The 26,785-nt window shown below is 74.9% G+C and carries 23 protein-coding genes; 12 read left to right on the top strand and 11 right to left on the bottom strand.

All coding sequences use genetic code 11. The features are described from left to right. Positions 1–1,346: magnesium chelatase ATPase subunit I (locus tag PATMI_RS37080; RefSeq protein WP_036726488.1), on the bottom strand; the 1,346-nt coding region annotated here is incomplete at its 3' end. Between the two features lie 289 nt (positions 1,347–1,635). On the opposite strand from PATMI_RS37080, the gene PATMI_RS26175 reads away from it, so the two are divergent. Together PATMI_RS26175 and PATMI_RS0100365 are read left to right on the top strand one after the other, a co-directional pair. Further along, a complete protein-coding gene (locus PATMI_RS26175; protein ID WP_051470882.1) occupies positions 1,636–2,577 on the top strand; it encodes an SDR family oxidoreductase in 942 nt (313 codons plus the stop codon). Positions 2,578–2,614: 37 nt separating this feature from the next. After that, entirely contained in the window at positions 2,615–3,097 is a 483-nt protein-coding gene (locus PATMI_RS0100365) for a hypothetical protein (RefSeq protein WP_026909416.1), read from the top strand. A 51-nt stretch (positions 3,098–3,148) separates the two neighbouring features. Here the strand turns inward: PATMI_RS0100365 and PATMI_RS0100360 are convergent, their stop codons facing one another. After that, complete coding sequence (locus tag PATMI_RS0100360) at positions 3,149–4,057, bottom strand: adenylate/guanylate cyclase domain-containing protein (protein WP_211241672.1); 909 nt, start codon at positions 4,055–4,057, stop codon at positions 3,149–3,151. A 143-nt stretch (positions 4,058–4,200) separates the two neighbouring features. Continuing rightward, positions 4,201–4,677: a Na-translocating system protein MpsC family protein gene (locus PATMI_RS0100355; protein ID WP_026909414.1), complete on the bottom strand. Its 477-nt coding sequence runs from the start codon at positions 4,675–4,677 to the stop codon at positions 4,201–4,203. 193 nt (positions 4,678–4,870) lie between these two features. On the opposite strand from PATMI_RS0100355, the gene PATMI_RS0100350 reads away from it, so the two are divergent. From PATMI_RS0100350 to PATMI_RS26165, 6 genes are all read left to right on the top strand, one after another. Then, positions 4,871–5,140, top strand: coding sequence for a hypothetical protein (locus PATMI_RS0100350; protein WP_026909413.1), 270 nt, complete (start codon positions 4,871–4,873; stop codon positions 5,138–5,140). A gap of 77 nt (positions 5,141–5,217) precedes the next feature. Beyond that, entirely contained in the window at positions 5,218–5,631 is a 414-nt protein-coding gene (locus tag PATMI_RS0100345; RefSeq protein WP_026909412.1) for a Na-translocating system protein MpsC family protein, read from the top strand. A 116-nt stretch (positions 5,632–5,747) separates the two neighbouring features. Next, positions 5,748–6,917 (top strand): GNAT family N-acetyltransferase, encoded by a 1,170-nt coding sequence (locus tag PATMI_RS26170; RefSeq protein ID WP_051470881.1) that lies wholly within the window; start codon positions 5,748–5,750, stop codon positions 6,915–6,917. Positions 6,918–6,921: 4 nt separating this feature from the next. After that, positions 6,922–7,941 (top strand): MBL fold metallo-hydrolase, encoded by a 1,020-nt coding sequence (locus tag PATMI_RS0100335; protein WP_026909411.1) that lies wholly within the window; start codon positions 6,922–6,924, stop codon positions 7,939–7,941. Further along, entirely contained in the window at positions 7,938–8,708 is a 771-nt protein-coding gene (locus PATMI_RS0100330; RefSeq protein ID WP_026909410.1) for a hypothetical protein, read from the top strand. Before PATMI_RS0100335 ends, PATMI_RS0100330 begins: the two co-directional genes overlap by 4 nt. Positions 8,709–8,878: 170 nt before the next feature. Beyond that, positions 8,879–10,240, top strand: a complete 1,362-nt coding sequence (locus PATMI_RS26165; RefSeq protein ID WP_051470880.1) for an LLM class flavin-dependent oxidoreductase — start codon at positions 8,879–8,881, stop codon at positions 10,238–10,240. 139 nt (positions 10,241–10,379) lie between these two features. On the opposite strand, the gene PATMI_RS35565 is transcribed toward PATMI_RS26165, so the two are convergent. Then, the gene (locus PATMI_RS35565; protein ID WP_157260535.1) at positions 10,380–14,972 is read right to left on the bottom strand and encodes a cobaltochelatase subunit CobN; all 4,593 of its coding nucleotides are present in this window, start codon (positions 14,970–14,972) and stop codon (positions 10,380–10,382) included. Between the two features lie 411 nt (positions 14,973–15,383). Between PATMI_RS35565 and PATMI_RS0100315 the strand changes: the two genes are divergently transcribed. Then, positions 15,384–16,538, top strand: a complete 1,155-nt coding sequence (locus tag PATMI_RS0100315; protein WP_169738301.1) for a lysylphosphatidylglycerol synthase transmembrane domain-containing protein — start codon at positions 15,384–15,386, stop codon at positions 16,536–16,538. A gap of 185 nt (positions 16,539–16,723) precedes the next feature. Here PATMI_RS0100315 and PATMI_RS26150 read toward each other — a convergent pair whose 3' ends face one another. Beyond that, a complete protein-coding gene (locus tag PATMI_RS26150) occupies positions 16,724–18,136 on the bottom strand; it encodes a SulP family inorganic anion transporter (RefSeq protein ID WP_051470879.1) in 1,413 nt (470 codons plus the stop codon). Positions 18,137–18,238: 102 nt separating this feature from the next. On the opposite strand from PATMI_RS26150, the gene PATMI_RS0100305 reads away from it, so the two are divergent. After that, positions 18,239–19,441, top strand: coding sequence for an alpha/beta fold hydrolase (locus tag PATMI_RS0100305; protein WP_051470878.1), 1,203 nt, complete (start codon positions 18,239–18,241; stop codon positions 19,439–19,441). 113 nt (positions 19,442–19,554) lie between these two features. Here PATMI_RS0100305 and PATMI_RS33490 read toward each other — a convergent pair whose 3' ends face one another. The 3 genes from PATMI_RS33490 to PATMI_RS26140 all read right to left on the bottom strand — a co-directional run bounded on the left by PATMI_RS33490 (position 19,555) and on the right by PATMI_RS26140 (position 22,318). Next, positions 19,555–20,175, bottom strand: coding sequence for a TetR/AcrR family transcriptional regulator (locus PATMI_RS33490; RefSeq protein WP_157260533.1), 621 nt, complete (start codon positions 20,173–20,175; stop codon positions 19,555–19,557). 294 nt (positions 20,176–20,469) lie between these two features. After that, positions 20,470–21,111 carry a collagen-like triple helix repeat-containing protein gene (locus tag PATMI_RS0100295; RefSeq protein WP_026909407.1) on the bottom strand — a complete coding sequence of 214 codons (642 nt, stop codon included), beginning with the start codon at positions 21,109–21,111 and terminating at the stop codon, positions 20,470–20,472. 451 nt (positions 21,112–21,562) lie between these two features. Further along, on the bottom strand, positions 21,563–22,318 hold the full coding sequence (locus PATMI_RS26140) for a TetR/AcrR family transcriptional regulator (RefSeq protein WP_051470876.1): 756 nt from the start codon (positions 22,316–22,318) through the stop codon (positions 21,563–21,565). A gap of 73 nt (positions 22,319–22,391) precedes the next feature. On the opposite strand from PATMI_RS26140, the gene PATMI_RS0100285 reads away from it, so the two are divergent. Next, positions 22,392–22,583, top strand: a complete 192-nt coding sequence (locus PATMI_RS0100285; protein WP_026909406.1) for a hypothetical protein — start codon at positions 22,392–22,394, stop codon at positions 22,581–22,583. Positions 22,584–22,611: 28 nt separating this feature from the next. Here the strand turns inward: PATMI_RS0100285 and PATMI_RS33485 are convergent, their stop codons facing one another. The 3 genes from PATMI_RS33485 to PATMI_RS0100270 are packed head-to-tail and all read right to left on the bottom strand — an operon-like array spanning position 22,612 to position 25,134. After that, positions 22,612–24,033 carry a HAMP domain-containing sensor histidine kinase gene (locus PATMI_RS33485; protein ID WP_051470875.1) on the bottom strand — a complete coding sequence of 474 codons (1,422 nt, stop codon included), beginning with the start codon at positions 24,031–24,033 and terminating at the stop codon, positions 22,612–22,614. A gap of 4 nt (positions 24,034–24,037) precedes the next feature. Then, positions 24,038–24,727, bottom strand: a complete 690-nt coding sequence (locus PATMI_RS0100275) for a response regulator transcription factor (RefSeq protein ID WP_026909405.1) — start codon at positions 24,725–24,727, stop codon at positions 24,038–24,040. Then, positions 24,724–25,134, bottom strand: a complete 411-nt coding sequence (locus PATMI_RS0100270) for a calcium-binding protein (protein WP_026909404.1) — start codon at positions 25,132–25,134, stop codon at positions 24,724–24,726. Before PATMI_RS0100270 ends, PATMI_RS0100275 begins: the two co-directional genes overlap by 4 nt. Positions 25,135–25,323: 189 nt before the next feature. Here PATMI_RS0100270 and PATMI_RS0100265 point away from each other — a divergent pair, with 189 nt between their 5' ends. Next, complete coding sequence (locus tag PATMI_RS0100265) at positions 25,324–26,451, top strand: zinc-binding metallopeptidase family protein (protein ID WP_026909403.1); 1,128 nt, start codon at positions 25,324–25,326, stop codon at positions 26,449–26,451. Positions 26,452–26,785: the final 334 nt, after the last annotated feature.

Here is a 26,785-nt window from a genome sequence, read left to right as displayed (position 1 = left end):
GTCCGCTCGCGCGCCGCGGCGCCCGGGGCGTACGGGCGGTCCTGGAGCGCGGGGCCCTGCGACGACGGCGGGCGACCGGACGCCGCGTCGTCGGCCTGCGGTCTGTCGGCGTCCGCATCGGGCGGCGGGGCGCCGCCCGGGGACGCGGGCGGGTCGTCCGCGGGGTCGCGCAGGTGCGGCCGATCGCGCGGGTCCGGCCGACCCTGCGGATCGCGGTCCGCCGGGTCCGCGTCGGGACGCCCCTCGGCGGACGGCCCCGGGGCGCCGCCGGCCGGCGGGGGCGTGCCGCCGGACGACCGCGGACCGGACCCGTCGTCGCCCGGGCCGCCGGACCCGTCGCCGTCGTCGCCGGGCCCCTGCGGGTCGTCCCCGCCGGGCGGCGTGCCGTCGGGGTCGGCGTCGGGATTCCCGGCGTCGTCCTCGCGGGCCTCGTCGAGCGCGTCGTCGAGCTCCTCGGGCTCGAGACCGGGGGGGTCCAGCGGGCCGCGGCGGCGGCGGTGGGGGAGGGTCAGGAGCATCGCGGCGTGGACGTCCTCCTCCTGCACCTCGTCGCGGCCCTCGAGCGCGGCGATCGCGCGGGAGCAGCGCGCGGCGACGAGGTCCGCCCGCATGCCGTCGACCCCGAGGCGCGCGCAGGCGCCCGTGATCAGCCGGAGCATGCGGTCGCCGAGGACGACGGCGGGGAGGCGCCGGGCCGCGTCGGCGATCGTCGCGGCGGTCTGCTCCTCCTCGTCCCGGAACCGCGCCGCGAAGCCCGCGGGGTCGGCCTCGAACGCCAGGCGCCGGCGGACGACCTCGGCGCGGACCCCGGGGTCCTTCGACCCGGCGACCGTCACGGACAGGCCGAAGCGGTCCAGCAGCTGGGGCCGGAGGTCGCCCTCCTCGGGGTTCATCGTCCCGACGAGCACGAACCGCGCGTCGTGGCGGACGGACACGCCGTCGCGCTCGACGACCGCCTCGCCCTGGGCGGCCGCGTCGAGGAGCACGTCGACGAGGTGGTCGCCCAGCAGGTTGACCTCGTCGACGTAGAGGATCCCCTGGTGCGCCCGGGCGAGCAGGCCCGGCTGGAGCACGGCCTCGCCGTCCTGGAGCGCGCGCTCGAGGTCGAGGGTGCCGACGACGCGGTCGACGGTGGCGCCGACGGGCAGCTCGACGAGCGGTGCCGGCCGACCGTCGACCGGCGGCAGCAGCGTCTCGAGCGCGCGCACCGCGGTCGTCTTCGCCGTCCCGCGCTCGCCGCGCACGAGGACGCCGCCGACGTCGGGTGCGACCGCGTTGATGAGGAGCGCCCGTCGCAGGTCGTCCTGTCCGACGAGGGCGGAGAAGGGGAAGCGGACGGCGGCCAAAGCCGGGCGGACGCTACCTGAGCGCCTCGCATGTCCTCGAGCTCGCGGCCCTTCGTGTCCGTGACGGCCTTCCAGACGAACACGAGCGAGGCGAGCGCGATCGCGACGACGAAGGCCCGGACGAACGAGTCGAGGTCGAACTCCGCGCGGATCGAAGACCCGACCGGCGGGAGGTCGTCGACTCGCGATCCGCGATGTCGGGGAGGCCGAGGTCCGGTGCACCTACTCGCGAGTAGGACCAGTCCCCGTCTGTGTCGCGCTCCACCCTACGGTCCAGTAGCCTCCGGGCATGAACAAGAGCGTGCAGGGTCAGGTCGTGCTGATCACGGGGGCCGCCCGCGGCATCGGGGCGGAGACCGCCCGGGTGCTCGCCCGACGCGGTGCCAGCGTGTCGCTCGTCGGCATGGAGCCCGACCTGCTCCGCGCGCTGGCGGAGGAGCTGAGCGCCGCCACGACGCAGAAGCACGCGTGGTTCGAGGCCGACGTCACCGACCAGGCGGCGATCGAGGCCGCCGTCGCCGGCACGGTCGCCGAGCTCGGCGGCATCGACGCGGTCGTCGCCAACGCCGGCGTCGCGAACAACGGCACGGTCGCGGTCAACCCGGCCGACGCGCTCGTCCGCACGGTCGACGTGAACCTCAACGGCGTGATCCGGACGGTGTCCGCCGCGCTCCCGCACGTCGAGCAGCGCAAGGGCTACGTCCTGGTCGTCGCGTCGCTCGCCGCCTTCACGGTCCTGCCGGGCATGGCCGCCTACTGCGCGTCGAAGGCCGGCGCCGAGGCGTTCGCCAACGTCCTGCGGCTCGAGGTCGCCCACAAGGGCGTCCGCGTCGGCTCGGCCCACCCCGGCTGGATCGACACCGACCTCGTCCGCGACACCGAGGACGACCTGAAGACGTTCCGCCAGGCGCGCAACAAGCTCCCCGGCCCCCTCGGGTCGACGACGTCGGTCGAGGCCTGCGCCGAGGCGTTCGCCGACGGGATCCAGCGCCGGAGGCGGAAGGTCTACGTGCCGCGCTCGCTCGTGTGGTTCTCGCTGCTGCGCACCCTGACGATCAGCCCGATCGGCGACCTGATCATCAAGCACGAGGCCAAGAAGATGGTCCCGGCGATGGAGGCCGAGGTGCGTGCCCTGGGCCGCTCGTTCGGGTCCGCGACGGTGGCCGCCGGCGGTGACGAGCGCGTCGTCGCCGAGCGCGCCGAGCAGCGGAAATCCGTCCCCACCGCTTGACGGACGGTCCTTCGGGGAAGAGGCTGCCGGTCGTCCCATGCGCGTCCCCGTGCCGAACATCGGATTCCCCCAGCTGCTGCCGCGGATCGAGGCCGCGCTCGACGCCGTCGTGTCGCTCGAGCGCGCCCTGCGCACGCTGCCGGGCTCGATCGAGCTGCTGCGCAAGGAGCTGAACGTGCTCTCCGAGGTCCGCGACGACATGAAGGGCATGCGGACCGACATCCGCGACGTGATCGGTGCGGTCGAGGACCTCAAGGCCGAGATCGGGCGCCTGCCGCCCGACGTGACGCACCTCCGCGGGGCCGTCGACGCGATGTACGCCGCCGTCGACCGCATGGAGGACCAGGTCGAGGGCATGGGCGGGTCCCTCGCGCAGATCGACCGGATCGCCGGGCGCGTCGTCCACCCCCTGCGCCGCCGCACCCGGACGCGGGACCCCGAGGCCACGGCGGAGGCCGAGGTCGAGGAGCTCGTCGACGACCGGCTCCTCGGACGCGGGCCGGGCGCCCCGAGCGGCTGAGGCGCCCGGGCGCCCTGAGCCGTGCCCGGGGCGGGACCCGGCCCCCTCCCCTCAGCGGCTGCGGACCGCGTGCACCTCGAGCTCGGGCGGGACGCCCTTGGCGCGGAACCGCTTCCGGCGCTTCGCCTCGACGAGGTCCGGGTCCATCGCCGCGACCGCCGCGCCGGACGCCAGCAGCTCGTCGGTCCCCGCGGCCTGGGAGACGCGGGCCGCGATGTTCACGTCGACGCCGAGGTAGTCCGCCCCGACCTTGCGGGGCCGACCGACGTGCATGCCGGCCCGGATGTGCGGCTGGTACCCCGCGATCTCGATCCCGTCGAGCGCGGCGCGGCCCCGCTCGACGGCGTGCAGCGCGTCGATCGGCTGCCGGAAGACCGCCATCATGCCGTCGCCGAGCCACTTGACGACCGTGCCGCGGTTGCGGGCGACCGCGGGCTCCAGCGCGCCGCCGACCTCGCGCAGCAGCAGGAGCGTGGCGGCGTCCCCGGCCTCCAGCGCCCAGTGCGAGAAGCCGACGAGGTCGGTGAACAGCACCGTCAGGTCGACGGTGCCGCGGCCGCGGTTGTTGCGCTCGGCGGCCGCCTGCCAGACCTGGAGCGCGCCCATCCCGACCTCGTGAACCGCGCCGCCCGTCGTCTGGCCGGCGAGACGCGCGATCCGGCGGGTGAGGGTCGCGTCGCGCCCCTGGTCCGACGTCGAGAGCGGGTCGCCGAGGCGGTCGTCGCCCGGGAGCCGGCGACGCATCCGCGCGACGGCGTCGAGGACCCGCTCGTCCTCGTTGAGCTCGCGCGCGCGTCGACCGAAGCGCCGCGCGCGCTCCCGGACGGCCGGATCGGCGTCCTGCCCGGCGGGCTCCATCGGGGCCGGAGCGACGGGGAGCTCCGTCGTCCCGTCCGCCGCGTCCACCGGTCCTGATGCCGGAGCCGCGTCCTCCTGCGCCCTGTCGTCCTCGGCGTGCACGCGGCGACCATCGCACACTCGCGCCCACGTGGCCGCCTGCGGCGACGGTCCGGGTGCGGCCGGGGTCGTCCGGGTAGCGGAGGGCCCGGCGAGCGGCCGGCGTCGCATCCACGGCGCCGGCCGACGCCCCGCCGCCGGCGCCGTCAGTCGGCGGGGGCGGTCCGCACCGGCGCGAGGATGAACGTCTCGCAGGCGATGTCGGGGTCCACGTGGGTCGCGCTCAGGACGGCGAGGACCTCGCGGCCGAGGGCCTGCGCGACGACGTCCCGGAGCGGCTCGGTCATCGCGTCCTTGAACGTCTGGCGCTGGTCGATCACGGCGTCCTCGTGGCCGAGCTCGTTCAGCGTGTGCTCGACCTTCGTGAACCCGCCGTGGGTCAGGACGACCACGGCGTCGCCGAGCAGGTGCGTCCGGACGCTCGTCGGCCCCTTGCCGTAGTGCTGCTTCATCAGCCGCACGATCGCGTTGGAGATCTCGAGCGTCGGCGAGCTCTGGCCCGCCCCGCTCGTGCGGGGCCCGGCGTCCGGCGCGAGGTCGGCTGAACGATCCTCGACGGACGACGGCTCCGTGCGGGCCTCGCCGGCCGGTGCTTCGGACGAGGGACCACGCGCATCGCTCATCCGCCGAGGGTAGCCGAACCGCCGGGGCGCCCCGCGGACGCGTGCGAGGTCGCCCGGGCGGCAGGGACGCGGGTCTCGGCTGCACCTGGCCACACGGCGCCCCCGACCGGGCCGGCCGGTCCCCGGGGCGCCCGCACCGATGTCGCCCCAGGAGCGCATGGCGTCCCGTGGACGGGGTACGTTCGACCTCGCCATGAACGACGAGCACGCCTTCTGCCCCCACTGCCGGCAGCTCCTCCAGAAGGACGCCCCGCGTCCGTTCCCCACCCGCCCGATGCGGTGCCCCGGGTGCCTGCTCCAGGTCGGCCCCGGGCGCGCCCGGGACGCCGGCGGGCGCTCACGCCGGACCGGTGCGCGGGCGACGGGCGGGGTGCCCCAGGACGCCGTCCTCGGGGTCCTGCGCGACGTCCAGCTGCAGGCCCTGGACGTCGAGGTGCACGCGGACGTCGTGCCCGGGCGCTGACCGCGACCGGTGCAGGCGGTCCCGGCCGACGTCACACCCGGCAGCGCAACCAGATTCGTCCGTCGAGCGTAATCGTTGTGGAGCGAACCACCTCGCTCTCCGACGACCCCGACCCGCCGAGCCGCGCCGTGGAACCCGCCGACACCCTCACCACCCAGCACGAGAGCCCGCTGCAGGCCATCTCCAACGCGATGGCGCAGATCTACAAGGCGCAGTTCGGCCGCGGGCCGACGAAGGTCAAGACGTTCTTCGCCGGGCCGGACGCGGTCGTCTGCGTCCTCGAGGACACCCAGACCCCCGCCGAGCGGCGACTCGTGGAGCTCGGCGAGCACCAGCGGCTCCGGGACGTCCGGTCCTTCTACCAGCACGCCACGGAGGACGCGATGCGCGGCCCGGTCGAGGAGGCGACGGGCCGCAGCGTGCGGGCGTTCGTCAGCGGCATCGACGTGCGGGCGGACGCCGCGGTCGAGACGTTCCTCCTCGGCGACTGACGCTCCCGCGCCGGGACGGGCGGCGACCCGGGCGTGGCGCCTCCGCGCCCGCGGGGCGGGCCCGCGTCGCCGACGGATACCGTTGGGCGTCCCGGGCGGGTGCCCGGAGCCCGCAGATGACCGTCGCCGCCCCGCCCCGCACACCCTCCAGCGCGACCGGTGCGGTCGAGGTCCGGCCCGTCCGCTCGGTCGCCGACCTGCGGCGGTTCATCGACCTCCCGTACCGCCTGCACGCGGGCACGCCCTGGATCCCGCCGCTGCGGCTCGAGCGCTGGATCTTCCTGGTCCAGAAGCTCAACGCGTTCTTCTCCCACGGGCGCGGCACGTACTTCCTCGCCTGGCGCGACGGACGGGTCGTCGGCCGCATCACCGCGCACGTCGACGACTCGTACAACGAGCACCACGACGCCCGTCGCGGCCTGTTCGGCTTCATCGAGTTCGAGGACGACCCCGAGGTCGTCCGCGCGCTCCTGGACGCCGCCGAGGCGTGGGTCCGCGGGCAGGGCTGCGACCGCATCGTCGGGCCGATGGACTTCGGGATGAACGACGAGTGCGGCGTCCTGGTCGACGGCTTCGAGCGCGAGCCGCTCGTCCGCCAGCCGTGGCACCCGCCCTACTACGGGGAGCGCCTGGAGGAGGCCGGGCTGACCAAGGCCGTCGACCTCCTCTCCTACTGGCTCGAGGTCGCCGGCCGGGACAAGGTGCGACCGGCGCTGCTGCGCATGGGCGCGCGGGCCCGCGAGCAGAACGGGGTCGTCGTCCGCCCGATGCGGATGCGCGGCCTGCGGAAGGAGCTCGACGCCTTCGCCGACGTCTACAACCAGGCGTGGTCGGAGAACTGGGGCTACAGCCCGTTCCGCGAGGAGGACCTCGACGCCTGGGCGTTCGAGCTGCGGCTCGTGCACAGCCCCGGCTGGTACCTCATCGCCGAGAAGGACGGCGAGGTCATCGGGATGTCGGTCACGGTGATGGACATCAACCAGGTCCTCAAGCGGATGAAGGGCCGGCTGCTCCCGTTCGGCTGGCTGCACTACCTGCGGCGGCACCGGATCGTCGACCAGCTCCGCGTCGGCTTCCTCGGCGTCAAGCCCGAGCACATGGTCACCGGCGCGGGCGCCGCGCTCTACGAGGCCCAGTACGACGTCGGCGCCACGTCGCCCCTGAAGGCCGGCGAGGCCGGCTGGATCCTCGAGACCAACAAGGCGATGAACAAGAGCCTCCAGGCGATGAGCGGCGTGGTCGTCAAGCGCTGGCGGATGTACGAGCGGGAGCTCGGCGAGGCCTGACCCGATGGCCGGGACGTCCACCGAGTCGCCCCTCGTCGAGGAGGTCGCGCCCGGCATCACGCGGATCGCGCTGCCGCTGTTCGGGATCGCGGGCGGGGTGAACGTCCACCTCGTCCGCGGTGACGGCCCGACCACGCTGGTCGACGCCGCGATGCCGCTGCCCGGCGCCCTCGAGGACCTGGAGGCCGGGTTGCGCACCGCCGGCTCGTCGCTGGACGCGCTCGAGCTCCTGCTGGTGACGCACCACCACCTCGACCACATGGGCCTCGCGGCCGAGATCCACGGGCAGACGGGCGTGCCGATCGCGGCGACCCGACCGGTCGCCGACGCGATCGCCGACCCGCACGCCCTGCTCGTCCGCGAGGTCGGCTGGGGCGAGGCGCACATCGCCCGGCACGGCGCCCCCGACGGCCTGCTCGACCTGGCCCGTGCCGGGGAGCCCCTCGTGCGCGGCCTGCCCGTGGCACCGACCGCGCGGGTCCTCACCGAGGGCGACGTCGTCCGCGCCGGCGACCACGACCTCGTCGTCCGGGTCCGTCCCGGCCACAGCCCCACGGACACGCTCTTCGTCGAGTCAGACCCGGTGGTCCCGGGGCGCCCGGTCGCGTTCGTGGGCGACCACGTCTTCCGCGCCGCCCCGCTGACCCCGGTGCTCGGGTCGATGCTCGGGACCGACCAGCGACCGGCCGCGACGTACCTCCGTGCGCTGGAGGAGACGGCGGCGATCCCCGGCCTGCTCGCGCTCACGGGGCACGGCCCGGCGCTCGCCGACGTCGCCGCGCTGCACGCGGACCGCCGGGGCGCGCTGGACCGGCGGACCGGCCGCGTCCGCGACGCCCTGACGCCCGAGCCGCGCGGCACCTGGGACCTGGGGCTCGAGGTCTGGCGCGGCGTCCCCTCGGAGCGGCACGGCCTGACGCGGCTCGGGGCGCTCCTGGCGTCGCTCGAGCTCCTCGAGGACGAGGGGGCCGTCGTGCAGGGCGAGGCCGACGGCCGCGTCACCTGGGCGGCGACCGCGGCGTGACCGCCGGCCGGGTCCCGGACGGGCCCGGGGCGGCCGCCCCGGCCGCGGGGACGCCCGCGGCGACGGTCGGCTGGGTCCTCGGGTTCGGCAGCCTCGTCGACCCCGACGACCCGCTCGTGCGCCGGATGGCGGTCGAGGGGCGGGCGGTGATGGGCACGGTCGAGGGGATGCGGCGGACGTGGGCGGCAGGGCTCGACAACGCGGCCGCGGAGCACGACGGCAAGCACCACCGCGACGCCGACGGCCGCCGGCCGGACGTCGTCGTCGCGGCCCTGAGCGCCGACGAGGACCGCGCGTCGGCCATGAACGTGCTGGCGCTCCCGGTCGACGCCGACGGCCTCGCCCGGACGGACGCCCGCGAGCGCGGGTACGAGCGGCTCGAGGTGGGCGCGCGGTTCCGGCCGGATCCGGTCCCGGGGCGAGGCGACGGCGGGCCGGCGTCCGGGGGCGTCACGGCGACTCGACCCGACGGCGATCGCGTGGCGGCGTTCGCGAGCGCCACGCCGTCGCCGCCTCCCAGCGGTGCCGTGCCGATCATGGGCCCGGTCTGGATCTACACCGCGACCGCCGCCACCCGCGCGCTGACGGCGGAGGCCGTCGCGGAGGGGCGGGCGGTCGTGAGCGCGGCCTACGTCGAGCGGGTGGAGGAGGCGTTCGCGGCCCGGGGCCCGCGCGCCCTCGACGCCTACCGCGCCTCGACCGACGCGCCGCCGTTCCCGCGCATGGACCTGCGGCTCCACTGGGCCGGGGTGCGACCGGGCGAGTGACGGCCGCCGCGAGGCGGACGGCCTCGACCCCGGGGACGGCCCGCGAGCCGCCCACGCGACCGCCGTGCGTCCGGGTTCACCGTCTAATTAGATGAATTTAGATCAGGTATTGATACTTTGGAGAGGAGGCGCGTCCCGGCGCCGCTCCCGACCCCCTTGCAAAGGCAGCGATGACCCGACAGCTCCACCTCGGCGGTTTCCAGATCGCCTCCCAGGTCACCCACTCCCACGCCGCGTGGCGCCACCCCGCATCGGAGCCCGACGTCTTCGGCCCCGACCACTACCAGCGGGTCGGCCGGACCCTCGAGCGCGGGAAGTTCGACTTCGTCTTCTTCGCCGACCTCCTCGCCGCGCCGACGCGCTTCGGCGGCCTCGACGAGGCCCTGCGCCGCGGCACGCAGGCGTCCGCGACGATCGACCCGGCCTTCGCGGCGGCCACGATTGCGGCGGTCACCGAGCACCTCGGCGTCGCGATCACGAAGTCGACGACGTACTTCCACCCCTACGAGGTCGCGCGCATCTTCGCGAGCCTCGACCACGTCAGCAAGGGCCGCGCAGCGTGGAACGTCGTGACCTCGCTGTCGCAGGCGGAGGCGCTGAACTTCGGGGTCGACGAGCACCTGGAGCACGACCTGCGGTACGAGCGCGCCCAGGAGTTCCTCGAGGTCACCTCGAAGCTCTGGGACAGCTGGGAGCCCGACGCGTTGGTGCGCGACAAGGTCTCCGGCGTCTTCGCGGACCCGTCGAAGGTCCACGAGGTCGACCACGACGGCGCGTTCTTCAAGTCCAAGGGCCCGCTGAACGTCCCGCGCTCGCCACAGGGCCGCCCGGTCCTCATCCAGGCCGGCTCGTCGCCGAAGGGCAAGGACTTCGCGGCGCGCTGGGCGGAGGCGATCTTCGAGATCGACCCGACCCCCGAGGGCCGCCGCGCCTACTACGACGACGTGAAGTCCCGCGCGTCGGACTTCGGGCGCGACCCGGAGCAGGTGAAGATCTTCCCGGCGTTCGTGCCGTTCATCGGCGAGACCGAGTCGATCGCCCGCGAGAAGCAGGCGTTCCACAACGAGCTGGCCGACCCGATCTCGGGCCTCATCACGCTCTCGGTCCACACCGACCACGACTTCTCGACCCACGACCTCGACGCCCCGATCGACCAGATCGACGTCCCCGGCTCGCAGGGTCTGTTCGACGTCGCCCGCCGCCTGTCGGAGCGCGACTCGCTGACCCTCCGCGACGTCGGCAAGCTCTACGCCCAGGGTGTCCTCCTGCCGCAGTTCGTGGGCACCGCCGCGGACGTCGCCGACCAGATCCAGGACGCCGTCGAGCACGGCGAGGCCGACGGCTGGATCGTCTCCGCGGCCCACACCCCGGGCACGTTCGACGACTTCGTCGACCAGGTCGTCCCGGAGCTCCAGCGCCGCGGCGCCTTCCGCACGCAGTACGAGGGTACGACCCTGCGCAGCCACCTGGGCCTGGACGACGTCCCGGTGGGCTCCACGCGGGCGCAGCGGGAGCCGATCGCGGCGGACTGAGCGCCGTCCGACGTGGACCGGCCGGGGGACGCCTGGCCGGGCCGGACCGGCTGGCCGGGGCCGCTGGCCGGGCCGGCTGGCCTGCCCCGCTGCAGGAACCTGCGGTCGGGCGGCAAGAACCTGCAGCGACCCGCACCACCTAGGCCTGCCCCGCCTCCTCGACCTCGCCCTCGACCTCGAGCAGGACGTCGCGCAGCTGCTCGAGCTGCGCCTCGTCCGGCTCCGCCCACAGGCCGCGGTCGGCGGCCTCGAGCAGGCGCTCGGCGATCGACCGCAGTGCCCAGGGGGAGGACCGCGAGAGGAACGCCCGGACGTCCGGGTCGTTCACGTACCGCTCGGTGACCTTGTCGTACATCCAGTCCTCGACGACGCCGGCGGTGGCGTCGTAGCCGAAGAGGTAGTCGACGGTGACCGACAGCTCCATCGCGCCCTTGTAGCCGTGGCGGATCATGCCGGCGACCCAGCGCGGGTTCAGGACGCGGGACCGGACGACGCGGCGGGCCTCCTCGGCCAGCGTGCGAGTCTCGACCGTCGTCGGGTCGGCGGAGTCGCCGAGCCACGCCTTGGGCTCCTGGCCGGTGATCGCCTTGACCATCGCGACCATGCCGCCGTGGTACTGGAAGTACCCGTCGGAGTCGAAGATGTCGTGCTCGCGCGTGTCGAGGTTCTTCACCGCGATCTCGATGCGCCCGAACTGCTCGCGCATCGACGCGTGGGCCTCCGCGCCGTCGAGGCCCTTGCCGTAGGCGTAGCCGCCCCACGCCTCGTAGACGCGGGCCAGGTCGCCCTGGTCGTGCCAGCTGCGGTTGTCGACGAGCTCCAGCAGCCCGGCGCCATACGTCCCGGGCTTCGAGCCGAAGATGCGGGTCGTCGCGCGACGACGGGCCTTCGTGCGCTGCGCCGTCGCCTGCTCGCTCGTCGCGTCACCGCCGAGCGCCGCCTGCTCGAGCAGGTCGGTGAGCAGCCGCGACTCGTCCTCACGGACGTGCTTCGCGACGAAGTTCTCCTCGTCGGTCTCGTCGAGCGCGGCGACCGTCGCGACGGCCTCGTCGATCAGCGCGATGAGCTGCGGGAACGCGTCCCGGAAGAAGCCCGAGATGCGGACCGTGACGTCGATCCGCGGACGACCGAGCTCCTCGAGCGGGATCACCCGCAGCGACGTGACGCGGCGGGTCTCGCGGTGCCAGACCGGCTCGACGCCGAGCAGCGCGAAGATCTCCGCGATGTCGTCGCCGTGCGTGCGCATGTTGGCGGTGCCCCAGACGACGATGCCGATCTGCTCGGGCGCGCGGCCCTCCTCCTCGACGTGCCGGCGCACGAGGTCGTCGGCCAGGCGCCTCCCGGTGTCCCACGAGAGCTGGCTCGGCAGGGCCTTCGGGTCGACCCCGTAGAAGTTCCGGCCGGTCGGCAGGACGTCGAGGCGCCCGCGCGTCGGCGAGCCCGAGGGGCCGGACGGCACGTAGCGGCCGTTCAGCGCGCCGACGACGTGGTCGAGCTCCTCGGTCGAGCGGCGGATCCGCGGGACGACCTCGGCCGCCGCGTAGCGCAGGACGCGCTCGGTCTCGGCGTGCCCGCGGCCGAGCGTCGCCGTGGTCAGGTCGCGGATCGCCGCCGCGTCAGACGGCCAGCCCGCGTCCCCGAGCGCGTCGAGCAGCGCGCGCTGGGCGGCGTCGAGGCGGTCGACGACGTCGCCGGCCGTCGCGGCCGGGCCGGGGAAGCGGTCCACCAGGGCGGCCAGGTCGGGCGAGTCGCTGGCCGGGATCCCGACGCGGACGGTGGCGAGGGGGCTGTCGTCGGCGGCCGGGGCGTCGTGGCCGACGGCGACGCGATCCGATTCTGCGTTGTCGTCGCCGTGCGACGCGAACGCAGCATCGGCGCTGTCGTGGCCGGTGGCCGCGGCTTCACCTGGCACGGATGTCGCGTTGTCGTCGCCAGGCGACGCGAACGCAGAACCGGTGGCGTTCGCGCTCCCGGCGGCACCGGCCGCATCCCCCGCCGCGCCGTCGTCGCCCTCGAGCCGCCCGGCGGCCTCTCCGCCCGGCCCGAGCCGCGCACCGAACGGATCCTCCGCCGTCACGGCGGGCGCGGACAGCCGCGCCCCGCCCGCGGCGACCAGCGCGTCCTCGTCCAGGCCGAACGCCCGGCCGACGACGACCCGCAGGCCGGGCAGGTCGCCCGAGCCCAGGCGCATGATCGCGACGGCGAGGCCGCGCAGCTGCTCCTCGTCGGGCACGCGGCCGAGGACGTGCAGGCCGTCCCGGACCTGGAGGTCCTTGATCGAGCAGAGGTAGGTGTCGATGTCGGACACGAGGTGCTCGAGGTGGTGCTGGAGCTCGGCGGCGTCCGCGCCGGCACCGGTGCTCCGGAAGCTCGCCACCTCCGCCTCGTGCAGGCCGAGGTCGTGGTGGAGGTCCGCGGACTCGACGACCTCCCAGATCCGGCGGGCCAGCGCCGGCAGCTTCTCGGGGTCGAGCGCCTCGACGCGCACGTACTCGTCGAGCAGGTGCTCGAGCTCCTGGAGCTCGTCGTAGGTCTCCGCGCGCATCATCGGCGGCACGAGGTGGTCGACGATCGTCGCGTGCACCCGGCGCTTGGACTGCACGCCCTCGCCGGGGTCGTTGACGACGAACGGGTAGACCAGCGGCAGCGAGCCGAGGATCGCGTCGGGGTGGCACTCCGACGACAGGCCGATCGACTTGCCCGGCAGCCACTCGAGCGTCCCGTGCTTGCCGAGGTGGACCATCGCGTCGGCGCCCCAGTGGGACTCGAGCCAGCGGTAGACCGCGAAGTAGTGGTGCGGCGCGGCGCGCTCGGCGTCGTGGGACAGCGCGGCGGCGTCCTCCTCGGACGTCGCGCGCGGCGGCTGGATCGCGAAGAAGACATCGCCCAGCTCGAGACCGGCGACGACGACGTCGCCCTCGAAGGTGTACTGCGGCTCGATCCCGGCACGACCACCGGCGGTCCAGGTCCCGGCGCGGGGACGGCCCTTCGCGTCCGTGGTGACCGGGGTGCCGTCGGCGCGCAGCGCGGGCTCGCCGTCGTCGAAGACGTACCCGGGACCGTGGTCGCGCTCGACGATCGACCGGAGGCCCTCGGGGAGCGTCGCGAACCACGCGGCGTACTCCGCTCCCGGCAGGCGGTACGGGTTGGCGGCGAGCTGGTCGTCGGTCAGGAGCTCCGGGTCATGCCCGCCGCGCTGGATCAGCGCGTGGATCAGGGCCTCGCCGGCGGCGGTCGCCTCGGCGGCGGTGATGCTCGGCGCGTCGAGGGCCTCCTGCAGCGCCGGGACCACCGACGCGTCGACCCGCTGGCCGTCCGCGATCAGCGCGCGCAGCAGCTCGACGGCCGACGCGGGCGTGTCGAGCCCGACGGCGTTGCCGATCCGCGAGTGCTTCGTGGGGGAGGAGGAGAGGACGATCGCGATCCTCCGCTCCGCCGCCGGCAGGCGCCGCAGGCGGGCGTGGCGGACGGCCAGGCCGGCGACGCGCCGCGCGCGGGCGGGGTCGGCGACGTACCGCATGATCGGGGTGCCGACGTCGGCGACGTCCTCGTCCTCGGCGGCCTCCCGCTCCTTGAACGACACGACGCCGCCCAGGATCCGGCCGTCGAACTCGGGGATGGCGACCTGCATCGCGACGTCCAGCGGGGTCAGGCCGGCGGGGTTCTCGGCCCAGCGATCACGGGGCTGGGTCGCGGCGGCGGCCTGGATCACGGGCACGCCGAGCTCCTCGAGCTGCGCGACGTCCCAGGTCTGCCAGGCGTCGTTGCGGCCGTCGTCGTCACCGTCGGCGGCGCCGGTCACGTCGCCGGCGTTCGATCCGCCGGACGCGAGGACGGTGGTCAGCAGCGCGTCGACGATCGGGACGCGGGCGTCCCCGTCCGCCGTCGTCAGCAGGTCCAGCGCCGCGATCCGGCCGTCGGTGCCGGGCCGGAGCGACGAGCACCAGACCGGGAGCGGGACGCCGCCCTCGGCCGCGACGGCCTCGGCGATCGCCGCGACGAAGCCGGTGTTCCCGGCCGTGCGGTGCGAGCGGTAGAAGACGATCCCGACCACGGGCCGCTCGTCGACCGGCAGCCCGAGCGCTCCGGAGCGGCGGGCCGGGTCGACGACCTGCGCGTCGGCGTCGGGGAGGGGCGTGCCGCCGGGGCCGGCGGCGTTGCCGGCGGACGCGGGGGCGCCGGTCCCGCCGTCGACCGCCCCGCCCTCGGCGGCGACGATCCGCTCGCGCGCCGCGGCCAGCGCGGCGTCGACCGACACGTCGCCCCGCTCGGGATCCCACGCGCTGTGGTCGGGCAGCGCCCGCGGGGCGTCGAAGCCGTCGCCGCGGACGAGCAGGGTGTCGCCGAGGAACCGCAGGAGCTGGGCGGTGTTCTCGACGCCGCCGTGGCGCAGGTAGTCGTGCGCCTCGGCCACGACACCGGACGACACGGTCGACCGGGCGGCGAGGTCGGCGTCGGGCTCGGCCTCGCCGCCGACGGCGATCAGCGCGATCCCGTCCGCGGTGCACCGGGCGTGCAGCAGGTCGAAGCCCTGCTCCCACGCACGCCGGCCGCCGAGCAGCCGGACGAGCACGACGCGCGCGCCGTCGAGGAGGTCGTCGACGAGGGCGGCCGCGTCGCCGTGATGCGCCGGGTTGGCGCAGCGGACGGCCGGGAAGTCCTCCGGCAGCTGCGGGACCGCGGCGGCGGTGGCCAGGATCTCGGTGTCGGCGGTGGTGACGAAGCGGAGCAACGGGGGCCTTCTTGTCGGATGACGCGTCCTTCGGGGGCACCGAGGGCCGGCGGCCGGCGCCGCGACGGGCACGACGACGACCGCGCCCGGACGGCGCCCCTCCCCACGTCGACCCGGAGCTCGGACTCCCGACCGGACCCCGGGGACCGCCGCGCCGCGCCCCGAGGGGGCGGCACCGGCTCGTCCCCGGGGTCCGGTCGGTCACCGTGGCGCGACCGTCGCAGACTCGCACTGCGTTTCCCGGATCGCCGCGTGGGGCGGGACGATACCGGGGCACGAAACTCCCCAGCCATCGCGCCGAGGGTGGTGGCGTGCGAGGATGCACAGGTGCAGCTCGGGCGGCACAGCCCGTCCGACCCGGACGAGCCACCAGGCGATCCGGACGGTCCGGCTGCGACGACACGGACCACCGTGGTCGATTCAGAGCCCAACCAGGAACCAGCCGGGACGGGTCATCCGTTCCCCAGGGATCCGGACGCCCCGTCGGCGCCCGAGGTCCCGAGCGGGCCGCCGGAGGACCACGAGGCCCCGACGACCAGCGGCCTGTTCAAGCGGGTCCTGATCGGCATCGGGGCGATCCTCGTCATGATCATCGTGGTCCGGCTGCTGGCGCCGCACGTCGGATTCCTCAACGACACGTGGCAGAAGGTCCGCACCGGCGACCCCGTCTGGCTGATCGTCGCGGTGGTGCTCGAGGGCTTCTCGTTCGCCGGGTACGTCTACGTCTTCAACGCGACCGCGCGCCGCGCCGGCCTGATGCTGCCGCGCTTCACGAGCTGGCGGATCGTCCTCGCCGGGGTCGCGGCGACGCGCCTCCTCGCCACCGCGGGCGCCGGCGGCATCGCGTCGACGACGTTCGCGCTCCGCCGCCACGGGCTCGACGCCCGTCACGCCGCCGCCACCGTCGCCGCGCAGATCGCGATCATCTACGTCTGGTTCGTCCTGCTGATCGCCGTCTGCGGCTTCGCGCTGTTCGTCTTCGGTCACGGCCACAACGCGATCACGATCGTGCCGGCCGGCATCGCGGTGCTGCTGCTCGTCGTGGCGGTCCTCGGGCGCTCCGCGCTGCGCCGCCTGGCGGGGTCGACCTCGGAGCGCGAGGGCAAGATCGCCCGCGCCCTCGCGTCGATCCCCGGCACCCTCGACGACGGGGTCCACACGGTCTCCACCCTCGTCCGGGAGCGTGATCCGGCGATCTTCGGCGGCGCGCTCTGGTGGCTCGCCGACGCCGCGGTCCTCTGGGCGGCGTGCCACGCGTTCGGCGCGTCGCCGAACGTGCTGGACATCTGCATGGCGTACCTGATCGGCCAGGTCGCGAACCTCCTGCCGATCCCGGGCGGCCTCGGCGTCGAGGCCGGTCTGCTCGGCATGCTGATCGCCTTCGGCGTCCCCGGCGGCGTGGCCGTCCTCGCCAGCCTCACGCAGCGCCTCGTGTCCACCTGGCTCCCGGCGCTGCCGGGCGCGATCGCGCTGGCCGCCATCGGGCGCCCGTCGCCGGACGCCGAGGTCGTCCCCGTCGACGAGGACGACCACCGACCACACGGCCCGTCGCCCGCGGCGGCCTGAGGCGGCGGGATCGCGGGCGCGTGGGCGGGCCGGCGGGCGCGTACGGGCGGCAGAACCGGGGCCTGGTGCCGGGGCCCAGGCCGCAGGAACGCACGCCACCCGGGAGCGACCGCCGGGCCGGCGCTCGAAACTGCGCCCCCACCGAGTGAGCCGGTGACGCGTTCACGGTCGCGTCCGGAGGCGCCTCAGGACGAGATCGTGCCCGGTTCGGGGTCCCCAGCCCTGCTGTCGCGCGGTCCGCCACCCAGCGTGCCGGCGCCAGGCGTCGTGGGCGCCGGCTCCTCGGAAGCCTCGACCCCCGTCGCCCGTACCCCGACCGCCGGGTCCCCCGACGTCTCGATCCCGGTCGCCCGGCTCCTGTCCCGCGCAGCGCAGCCCCCGCCCCGCGACGCCCGGACCCAGACCCACGCGAGCGCCGCGCCGGCGGCGACGCCGTAGGCGAGGTTCGACGTCGCGACGACCACACCGGTCGTCAGCACCATCACCGCGCTCTCCGCGACCGGGGCGACGCGCAGGCGGCGCGGTCCGACGGACTCCCAGTCGAACGTCGTCAGCGCGACGACGATCATGGTCGCGACGAGGGCCGCCATCGGCAGGACCTCCATCAGCGGGTGCAGCAGGACGACGAGGACGAGCAGCCACGCGCCCGCGGCCAGGGTCGACACGCGACCGCGACCGCCGGTCTCCACGTTCAGCAGCGACTGGCCGATCATCGCGCAGCCGGGCTGGCCGCCGAAGAAGCCGGTGACGACGTTCGCGACGCCCTGCCCGTAGGCCTCGCGCCGCTTCGGGGAGTCGGTCTCCGTCACGCGGTCCAGCAGCCCGGCGGTCAGGAGGGACTCGACGAGCCCGACCGCGGCGAGGCTCAGCGCCGTCGGCAGGACGGTCCACAGGGTCGCCCACGCGATCGGCACGTCGGGCGCGTGGAACCCGGGCAGGCCGGTCGGCAGGGTGCCCTCGTCGCCGACGGTCGGCACGCCGAGCGCGAGCCCGACCGCCGCGACGGTCAGCACGGTCGTGCTGATGAGCGAGGGCGGGAAGCGGATGCTGCGCGCCCGGCCGGCGAACAGGATCGCGACCCCGACGAGGGCGAGGACGACGACCGTCACGGACACGACGTGCCGCATCTGGGCCAGGAAGATCAGGATCGCCAGGCCGTTGACGAACCCGAGGGTCACGCCCCTGGGCAGCCGCATCAGGAGCTCGGCGATCCCGGCGCGAGCCAGCGCCAGCTGGATCGTCCCGGCCAGCACGGTCGCGAGCACGAGGTACTCGAACCCGTGGTGCCGCACCAAGGGCGCGGCGACGAGCGCCATCGACCCGGCGGCGGCCGAGACCATCGCCGTGCGGCCGCCGACCAGCGCGATCACCACGGAGAACGTGAACGACGAGAGCAGCCCGACGCGCGGGTCGACCCCGGCCACGATCGAGAAGGAGATCGTCTCGGGGATCAGCGCGAGCGCCGTGACGAGGCCGGCGAGGAGCTCGACCCGCGTGGGCGCGGACGATCGGGGGAGGCGGCCGAGGAGCCGGTGAGGACGTGCGACGTGCAGGGCGCGAGGAACGGTACGCCCGCGCCCCCTGTCGGTGCGGAGCACCCGCACGGACCGGCCGCGGCGGGAGCGCCGTCCGGATCACCTCCGGGCGCTGCTCCGACCGCTCGATCCCGAAAGTTCCTACGGAGGCGTAGGATGGGGCCCATGAAGCGCAAGAGCTCCCGCGCAACGACCCCCGCCCGAGAGGCGCAGCGCCTCGGCGCCGAGGCCGCACGGACGGCCGTCGACGCCGGGCGCCCGGTCGCCGCGGCGGCCGACCGCGCGGCGAAGGCGGCGGGCCCCGCGATCGCCGCCGGAGCGGCACGGGCCCGCCGGACGAAGCACCCGCTCGCCCGCGGCGCCGCGCTGTCGGTGCTCGCCGCCGGCGGTGCGGCGTGGACGGCCGCGTACCGGGCGGACCGCCGGCGCATCGCCGCGGACCCCGTGAAGCCGGGCCTGGACTTCGAGCTCCACGGCCGCCCGCTCGCGGTCCGGGCGGGCGACGGGACCGACCTGCGCGTCCGCGTCTTCGGCCCGGAGGGCGCGCCGACGATCGTGCTCGTCCACGGCTGGACGTGCGCGCTGGAGTTCTGGACCCTGCAGATCCAGGCGCTCCAGGACGAGTTCCGGATCGTCGCGTACGACCTGCGCGGCCACGGCGGCAGCGCCCCGTCGAGCGGCGGCGACTACTCGATCGACGCCCAGCGCGACGACCTCGAGGCGGTCCTCCGGGCGGCGGTGCCCGCGGACGAGCGCGCGGTGCTCGTCGGCCACTCGCTCGGGGCGATGACGATCGTCGCCTGGGCGGCGGACCACGGCGCGAGCCTCACCGACCGCGTCTCCGCCGTCGGCCTCTTCTCGACCGGGCTCGACGACCTGATCACCTCGTCGCTGATCCTCCCGGCGCCCGGCATCGGCCCGCGCGTGCAGCAGGAGCTCGGGCAGCTCCTCCTCGGCAGCAAGCTGCCGATCCCGAAGCGCGCGACGCCGATCAGCTCGCGCGTGGTCCGGTACGTCGCGCTCTGCGGCGCCGCCAGCCCGGCCACCGTCGCGTTCTCCGAGCAGCTGGTGCTCAGCTGCCCGCGCGACGTCCGCGCGAACACCGGCAGCGCGGTCAGCCGCGTGGAGCTCCTGCAGGGCCTCGACGCGATCGACGTCCCGACGACGGTCCTCGTCGGACGCGACGACCGCCTGACCCCGCCGGTGCACGCGGAGCGGATGACCGCGGCGCTCTCGGACGTGCTCGAGATGATCGAGCTCCCGGACGTCGGGCACATGGCGCCCCTCGAGGCCCCGGAGCGCACCACCGCCGCGATCCGCGCCCTGGTCGCGGCGGGCGACCGGGCGGCCGCGCCGGTCGGCGACTGACCGAGGCCGAGGCGCTCCCCCCCGCCATCGGCGACCGCTGCCGCCACCGGCACCCGCGTACGCCGCCGGTCGTCGCCGTCGCCCGTCGCCGTCGGCGGCCCCCGGCGGGTGGCTCAGGGGCGCATCGTCGCCAGCATCGCGCTGACGGTGCCGGAGAGGTGGTCCAGGTCGACCGCCTCGGGCCGCTCCAGGAGCAGCCGGCCGAAGTGCTCGCCGATGCCGATCAGCGCGTGCGAGACGATCGTCGGATCGAGCGCGTCGCGCCCCCCGCGGAGGGTCAGCGCGAGCTCCACGACCTGCTGCATCCGCTTGCGCACGACCTCGCGGTCGCGGTCGATCCGCTCCCGCACCGCGACGGGCGTCCCGCCGTGGGCGAGGAAGATCGGCCGCCACGTGAGCGGGTCGCCGAGCACCATCCCGGCGAGGTCGCGGACCGTCCGCGTGAGGTAGCCGTCGAGGTCGCTGAGGTCCGGCGTCAGCGAGATCTTCGCGGCCAGCTGGTCGAGCGCCCGGCGCTCCTGACGGTCCAGCAGCGCGAAGAGCAGCGCGTCGAGCCCGTCGAACACGTTGTAGACGACGGGCCGCGTGACGTCCGCCTCGCGCGAGATCGACTCGATCGACAGCGCGCCGTACCCGTCACGGGCGATGATCTGCAGGGCGGCGTCGAGCAGCTGCTCGCGCCGGTCCTCCGCGGGCATGCGCGGGGTGTAGGGGCGCCGGCGGGCTTTCGGCATCGTCGTCGAGCCTCGCACACCGCTCGCCGGTCCGGGGCCCCGCAAGGGGACGACCGTCCTTCGACCGGCCGACCCCCGGTCGCAGGAGTACGGGGTCCACCGCGCGGGGGAGGGTGGTGTCCGGGTGAGGCGACGAGCGCCCGCCGGGGTCGGCGCGGCGACACCGGAGCGTCGACCCCGACGGTCGGCGGACGGCGGACGGCGTCCGTCGCCGTCCCGGAACGACCGAGCGCCCGGGGGGCCGGGCGCTCGAGGTGCGGTGCGGGGCTCGCGCCCCGCGGGTGGTGGCCGGGGTCAGCTTGCCGTGATGCAGACGACCTGCGTCTGGAAGGACTTCGTGGAGCCCGAGCCGTTGTACATGCGGACGGTCCAGCCGTTGCCGCTGACGCCGGAGCGGCTGACGTACATGCTGATCGAGTCGGTCATCGTGACGCCGCCGCCGACGGGCTTCTTGCCGGCCGGGCAGACGACGGACGAGATCTCGTTGTCGCCGGTGGTGACGTTCGTCGACGTGCCGGTCACGACCTGGTAGCCGGAGACGCCGTCGGTGCCGTTGGTGCCGGGCGTGCCGGCGGTGCCGGTGTCGCCCTTGTCGCCCTTCTCCCCCTTGTCGCCCTTGGCGCCGGGGAGGCCCTGCGCGCCCTGGGCGCCGGACGGGAGCTGGCCGGCGGCGAAGTCGGTGGACTTCAGCGAGCCGTCCTTGACCTTGGCGGTCGTGACGGAGTTCGAGGCGAGCTCGCTCGTCTTGACGGCCGAGGCTTTGATCTGCGAGGAGCCGACGCTGTTGGCGGCGAGCGAGCCTGCCGCGTAGCTGGTGCCGCCGAGGGCGACGAACAGCGCGATGCCGGCGGTGACGTGGGCGGTGGAGGGGCGGCGACGGCGCGGCTCGGCGATCGTCTGGTCGTCGGTGGCGATGGTGCGGTTCTTCGTGAACATGATGGTCTCCTGAGGGGCTGTGGTGCGCCTGGCGGGGTGCCCTGCGCTGATGGATCCATCTTTCGTCAGGAGGTCCCCCGGTTCTCAGGCGTCGATCACCACGCGGGTGCGTCAGGCGTCACGTTCGGCGGTGGGGTGCGTCAGGGGTCACGTTCGGAGGGGTGGAGGTCGGCGCGTGGGGCCGCCTGCGGTGACCGTGGTCCTCCGGCACCGGCGGACCCGCGACGAGGGGCCGGGGGTCGCGGTTCCGAGGTGGTCGGTATCCGACCGGGGGTGACCGTCGGGCGTGTCGACGAGGCGGGACTCGGGGACGGAGGTCACCGACGGTCGGTATCCGGCCACCAGTGGCCGCCGTCGGAAGGGGCCGCCGGTCCGCGGCCACCGATGGTCGGCATCCGACCAGGGACGACCGCCAGGACGCGCCGCCCGCCGGGCCGCCGCGGTCGCCGCCCTACAGCAGTCCGCCGCCCGCGGCCATGCGGCCGGCGCGCTCGGCGATCAGGAGCCGGATCGGGTCGTCGGGCCCGAGCTCCATCAGGGTGCGCTGGAGGCTCACCGGGTAGGGCGCCTCGCGGGGGATGATCTGCGTCATCCAGTCGACGAAGCCGAGGAGGCGCTCGCGGGGGTAGTCGTCCGGGCGCTGCAGCATCAGTCGGGCGCCCTCCTCGGCGTTGCCCACGAGCATGCGGGAGACGAGGTCCAGGTCGATGTCGGTCGAGCTCTGCCGGACCGCGAGCCCGACGCCGAGGAGGTCGGTGGCCAGGCGGACGATGCCCTCGCGGATGTGCTCGACCTTGGAGCGGATCTCCTCGGGCGTGCCCTCGACCGGGTGGAGGATGAGGATCCAGCGCCGCGGGTTGCGCTGGACGGCGTCGAGGAACGTCTCGATCGCCTGCTTCAGCACGTCGTCGGGATCCTGGTCCAGCCAGGGCGGGGCGGGGATCGCTGACGCGAGCTCGGCGAGGGTGCGCTGCTCCTCGCGCTCGATCAGGCCGGCCAGGAGCTCGCCGCGGTTGGCGAAGAAGTCGTAGACGACCGGCTTGGTGACCCCGGCGGCACGGGCGACCGACTCCATCGAGACGTCGTCGAACGACCGGGCGTCGGTGACGAGCTCGAGCGTGGTGTCGAGGAGCTGCTCGCGCCGCTGCTCAGGCGGGAGCCGCGGTGCCGGGCGGCGGCGGGCGGTCGTCTTGGGCCGAGGGGGCACGTGTCCAGTCTCGCAGATGGAGGGCGATCCCGATGACCTACGGAACCGTAGATACGGTACCGTAGGAAACGTCATGACGCTGCTTCTCGGAACGCTCGTCGTCCTCGCCCACCACCTGAGCGGTCCGCTCGCCCTCGCGTTCGCGGCACCGCCGATCCTCCTCGTCGGCGGCGCGGTCCTGTGGATGCGCCGCCGCGAGTCCGGCGAGGACGAGGAGTTCGACTGGGCCGAGGACGACGACGGCTTCCCGGTCCGCGGGCGGTAGGCCCACCGGCCCGGCCGTCGTCCCGTCGCTACCCCGCCGCGCGCGGGAACCGCACCACGAACCGCGCGCCGCCGAGCTCGCCGTCCTCGATCGCGACCGTCGCGTCGTGGTGGCCGACCTGCTGGGCGACGATCGCGAGCCCGAGGCCGGAGCCCGGGGCCTCGGTGCCCGCCGCCCGGGCGAACGGCCGGAAGATGCGATCGCGCTCCTCCGGCGCCACGCCGGCGCCGTCGTCCTCGACGAAGAGGACCGCGCCCTGCACCGGGCTCGCGGGCCGGAGCTCGGCGATGACCCGGCCGTCCGGGCGTCCGTGCCGCGCCGCGTTGCGCAGCAGGTTGTCGGTGACCGACCGCAGGCCGGGCTCCCAGCCGGAGACGACGACCGCGTCGTCCGGCAGGCGCAGGTCGAACGTCGTCCCGGGATGCTGGTCCCGGATCGCCGCGACCGCGTCGGCGACCACCGACGCGAGGTCGACGTCGACCCTCTCGACGCGCACCGCGTCGCCGCGGGCCAACGCCTGGAGTCCGTCGAGGAGCAGGACCAGCCGCCGGTTGTCGTCGAGGGCGTCGGCGACCATCATCGACCGGGTCTCTGCCGGGACGTCGGGGTGCCGCTGCATCGTCGACAGCGCGGCCTGCACGCTCGTGAGCGGGGTCCGGAGCTCGTGGCCGACGTCGGCGGCGAAGCGCCGGGTGGCGTCCAGCGCCTGGTTGCGGTCGTCCGCCGACCGGTTGAGTCGTCCGAGCATCGCGTTGAACGACCCTGCGAGCTCACGGACCTCGCGCGGGCCGCCGACGGGCACCCGGGTCGCGAGGTCGCCCTCGCCCTCGATGCCGCGGGCGTGGCCGCGGAGCCGCCGGAGCGGACGGAGGACCAGCTCCGACGCGAAGGCGACGCCGACGCCGGACAGCAGCAGCATCGCCGCCCCGACCAGGAGCAGCCGACGACGGAGGGCGTTCTGTCGCGCCTCGGTCTGGGTGAGCGCGGAGATCGACTGCAGCCGCTGGACGCCCCCGGTGTCGTCGGTGCCGAGGATCTTCGTGTAGACCCGGACTCGACGACCACCGGCGGTGCGGGTCGAGAACCCGAGGGGGGTGTTCCCGATCCCCTTGAGCGGCATCCCGCGCTCGTAGTAGTTGAAGCCGGCGAACCGGACGATCAGCGTGCTGCGCGTCGCGCTCAGCAGGCGGTTCAGGCGCTCCCGCTCGTCGGCGGTCTCCTCGAGCTCGCCGTTGAGGACCGCCAACGCCGCCTGGTCCAGGAGCTCCGCGGTCCGCTGGATCCGGTCGTCGAGGCTCTGCCGCTCGGCCCGGTCGGAGTCCCGCGCGACGTACGCCCCGCCGACGAGGAGGACGGGGACGAGGACCGCCAGGATGCCGATGGTCAGGCGGCTCCGGAGGCTCCGCAGCCGCATCCTGCGCAGTCGGTCGCCGAGCAGGCGGAGACGCACGGGGTCAGGCGCGGAGCACGAAGCCGACGCCGCGGACCGTGTGGATCACCCGTGGCTCGCCGACCTGCTCGAGCTTGCGACGGAGGTACCCGACGAAGACGTCCGCGACGTTCGTGCCCGGGTCGAACGTGTAGCCCCACACGTCCTCGTGCAGGCGCTTGCGGTCGAGGATCTCTCCCGGGTGGCGGAGGAAGAGGTGCAGCAGCTCGAACTCGCGACGGGTGAGCTCGAGATCGCGCCCGCCGCGCGAGGCGGTGAGGGTCGTCGGGCAGAGCTCCAGGTCCTCGACGACGAGCTTCTGGTCCTCGTCCGGCGGCCGGCGACGCAGCAGGGCGTTCAGCCGGGCGACGATCTCCTCGATCGCGAACGGCTTCACGACGTAGTCGTCGGCCCCGGCCTGCAGGCCGGACACGCGGTCGTCGACCTCATCGCGCGCGGAGAGGACGCACACGGGGACCTCCTCGCCGGAGGCGCGGAGGCGCTTGAGGACCTCGATGCCGTCGAGGTCCGGCATCGTCAGGTCGAGGAGGACCGCCGCTGGTCGGATCCGCGGGACGGCCTCCAGCGCGGCCCGGCCCCCGGAGGCCGGGACGACGGAGAACCCCTCGAGCTCGAGGCCGAGGGCGAGGGTCCGGCGGATCGCGGCGTCGTCGTCGACGAGGAGGACGACGGGACGGCCGGACGGAGCGCTCACCGCCTGATCTCGCAGTCGCCGAGGACGTTGTCTCCGGCGTCGGCGTAGACGACGTCGCGCTCCGAGCCGCACGAGATGACGTCGACCTTGCCGTCCTTGGCGTAGATCGTGTCGCGTCCCTGCTGGCCGAGGATCCGGTCGTTCCCGGGCCCGCCGGTGATGACGTCGTTCCCGAAGCCGCCGGACAGCACGTCGTTGCCCGTTCCGCCGTCGATCCGGTCGTTGCCGCCCCTGCCGTCCAGCACGTCGTTGCCGCCGAGGCCCTTGATGGTCTCGCTCGCGGCCGTCCCCGTGTAGCGGTTGAGCCCCTTGGTGTCGGTGAAGGAGTTCCGCCCCTTCGCCTGGGCGATCGCGACGACGCCGAGCAGGAGGGCGACGGAGACGAGGAAGGCGGCGATGCGGTTCACGGGAGCGTCAGCTTTCGGGCGTCACCCCCGGGGGCGAGGGGCCACGTGGCGGACATCCTCGCACGACCCGTGATGGACCGGGGCGGGTTCCTCACGACCGCCTCACGAACCCGAGCGGCGACCCGCGTCCACCGGCACCGGCCCCGCGGGCCGGTTGCCGCTCCGCCGATCGGGCACAGTGGTGGGCCGATGCGCGCGTTCTCCTGCCCCGTCTGCTCCCGCCTCGTGACCTTCGAGAGCGACCGGTGCCTGCACTGCGGGGCAGAGATCGCGTTCGACCCTGCGGTACGGGGGCTCGTGGCGCTCCGGCGCACCCCGGCGCGCGACCCCGACGAGGTCGAGCCGACCGAGTCGGCGCTCCTCGGCGCTCCGGAGCCCACGCCGGAGGAGATCGCGGCCGCCGACCAGGTGCGGTGCGCCAACGCGACCCTCATCGGCTGCAACTGGCTCGCCGAGCGCGCCGAGCCGGACACGTTCTGCCGCAGCTGCGCGCTGACCCGCACCCGGCCGGCCGACGTCGACGAGGAGGGGCTCGAGCAGTTCGCGGGCGCCGAGCGGCACAAGCGCCGCCTGCACTTCGAGCTCCTGGAGCTGGGCCTGCCGATCGCCGACGGCCAGCGCCGGGACGGCGGGCTGATCTTCGACCTCCTGTCGAGCACGGCGGGGCCGGTGACGACCGGGCACGCCGACGGGGTCATCACGATGGACCTCGCCGAGCAGGACGACGTGCACCGCGAGCAGATGCGGGACCAGCTGAACGAGCCGTACCGCACGGTCCTGGGGCACCTGCGTCACGAGGTCGGGCACTACTACTGGACCGTTCTCGTCGCGGACGCGGGCGACGAGGCCCGTCTCACGGAGGCGCGCGAGCTCTTCGGCGATGACCGCGAGGACTACGGCGAGGCGCTGGACCGCCACTACAAGGACGGCGCGCCGGACGACTGGTCCGACGAGCACGTCAGCTCGTACGCCACGATGCACCCGATGGAGGACTGGGCCGAGACGTGGGCCCACTACCTGCACCTCTGGGACGCCGTGCAGACCGCGGCGTCCTACCGGGTCTCGGTCGCCGGGCCCGCGCACGTGACCGATCCGACGGGGACGTTCGCGGGGCGGGTCGCCGACCCCGTCGTCGGCCGCTTCCCCGAGGCGCTCGAGCAGTGGCTGCCGCTCAGCTACGCGCTGAACGCGCTGAGCCGCAGCCTCGGCAACGAGGATCTCTACCCGTTCGTCCTCGCGCCGCCGGTGGTGGAGAAGCTCGCCTTCATCGACCGCGCCGTCGCCGCCGGGGCCGCCCGGGACGCCGGGTCCGACTGACACCGGCGCGGAGCGGACGGCGCCCGCAGGCGGCAGGATCGGCGTCGACGGCGGCGTGCCGCCGTACACGCCGCGTCCGTCCGCGCAAGGCACCGTGCAGGGGCCTCCGGCTGACGCCGCCCGGGCATCCGGGGGGCTACCGTCGGTCGCCGCAGATGCCCGAACCGCGCACCACCCGGTCCCCGCGCCCGCCTCGTGCGGTCCCGTCCGACCGACCCAGACGCACCGCGTCGCGGCCGTCCGGCCGCACCCCCGGATCCGGCGGCCGCGACGACCGGTCCCGCTCGGGAACCGGACGCTCGTCCGGCGGCCGCGACGACCGGTCCCGCGGCGA

Origin of the sequence: Patulibacter minatonensis DSM 18081 (assembly GCF_000519325.1) — a bacterium.
Lineage (GTDB): Bacteria > Actinomycetota > Thermoleophilia > Solirubrobacterales > Solirubrobacteraceae > Patulibacter > Patulibacter minatonensis.
Note: the sequence above shows the minus strand (reverse complement) of the source record. Positions and strands in the feature narration are given on the sequence as shown.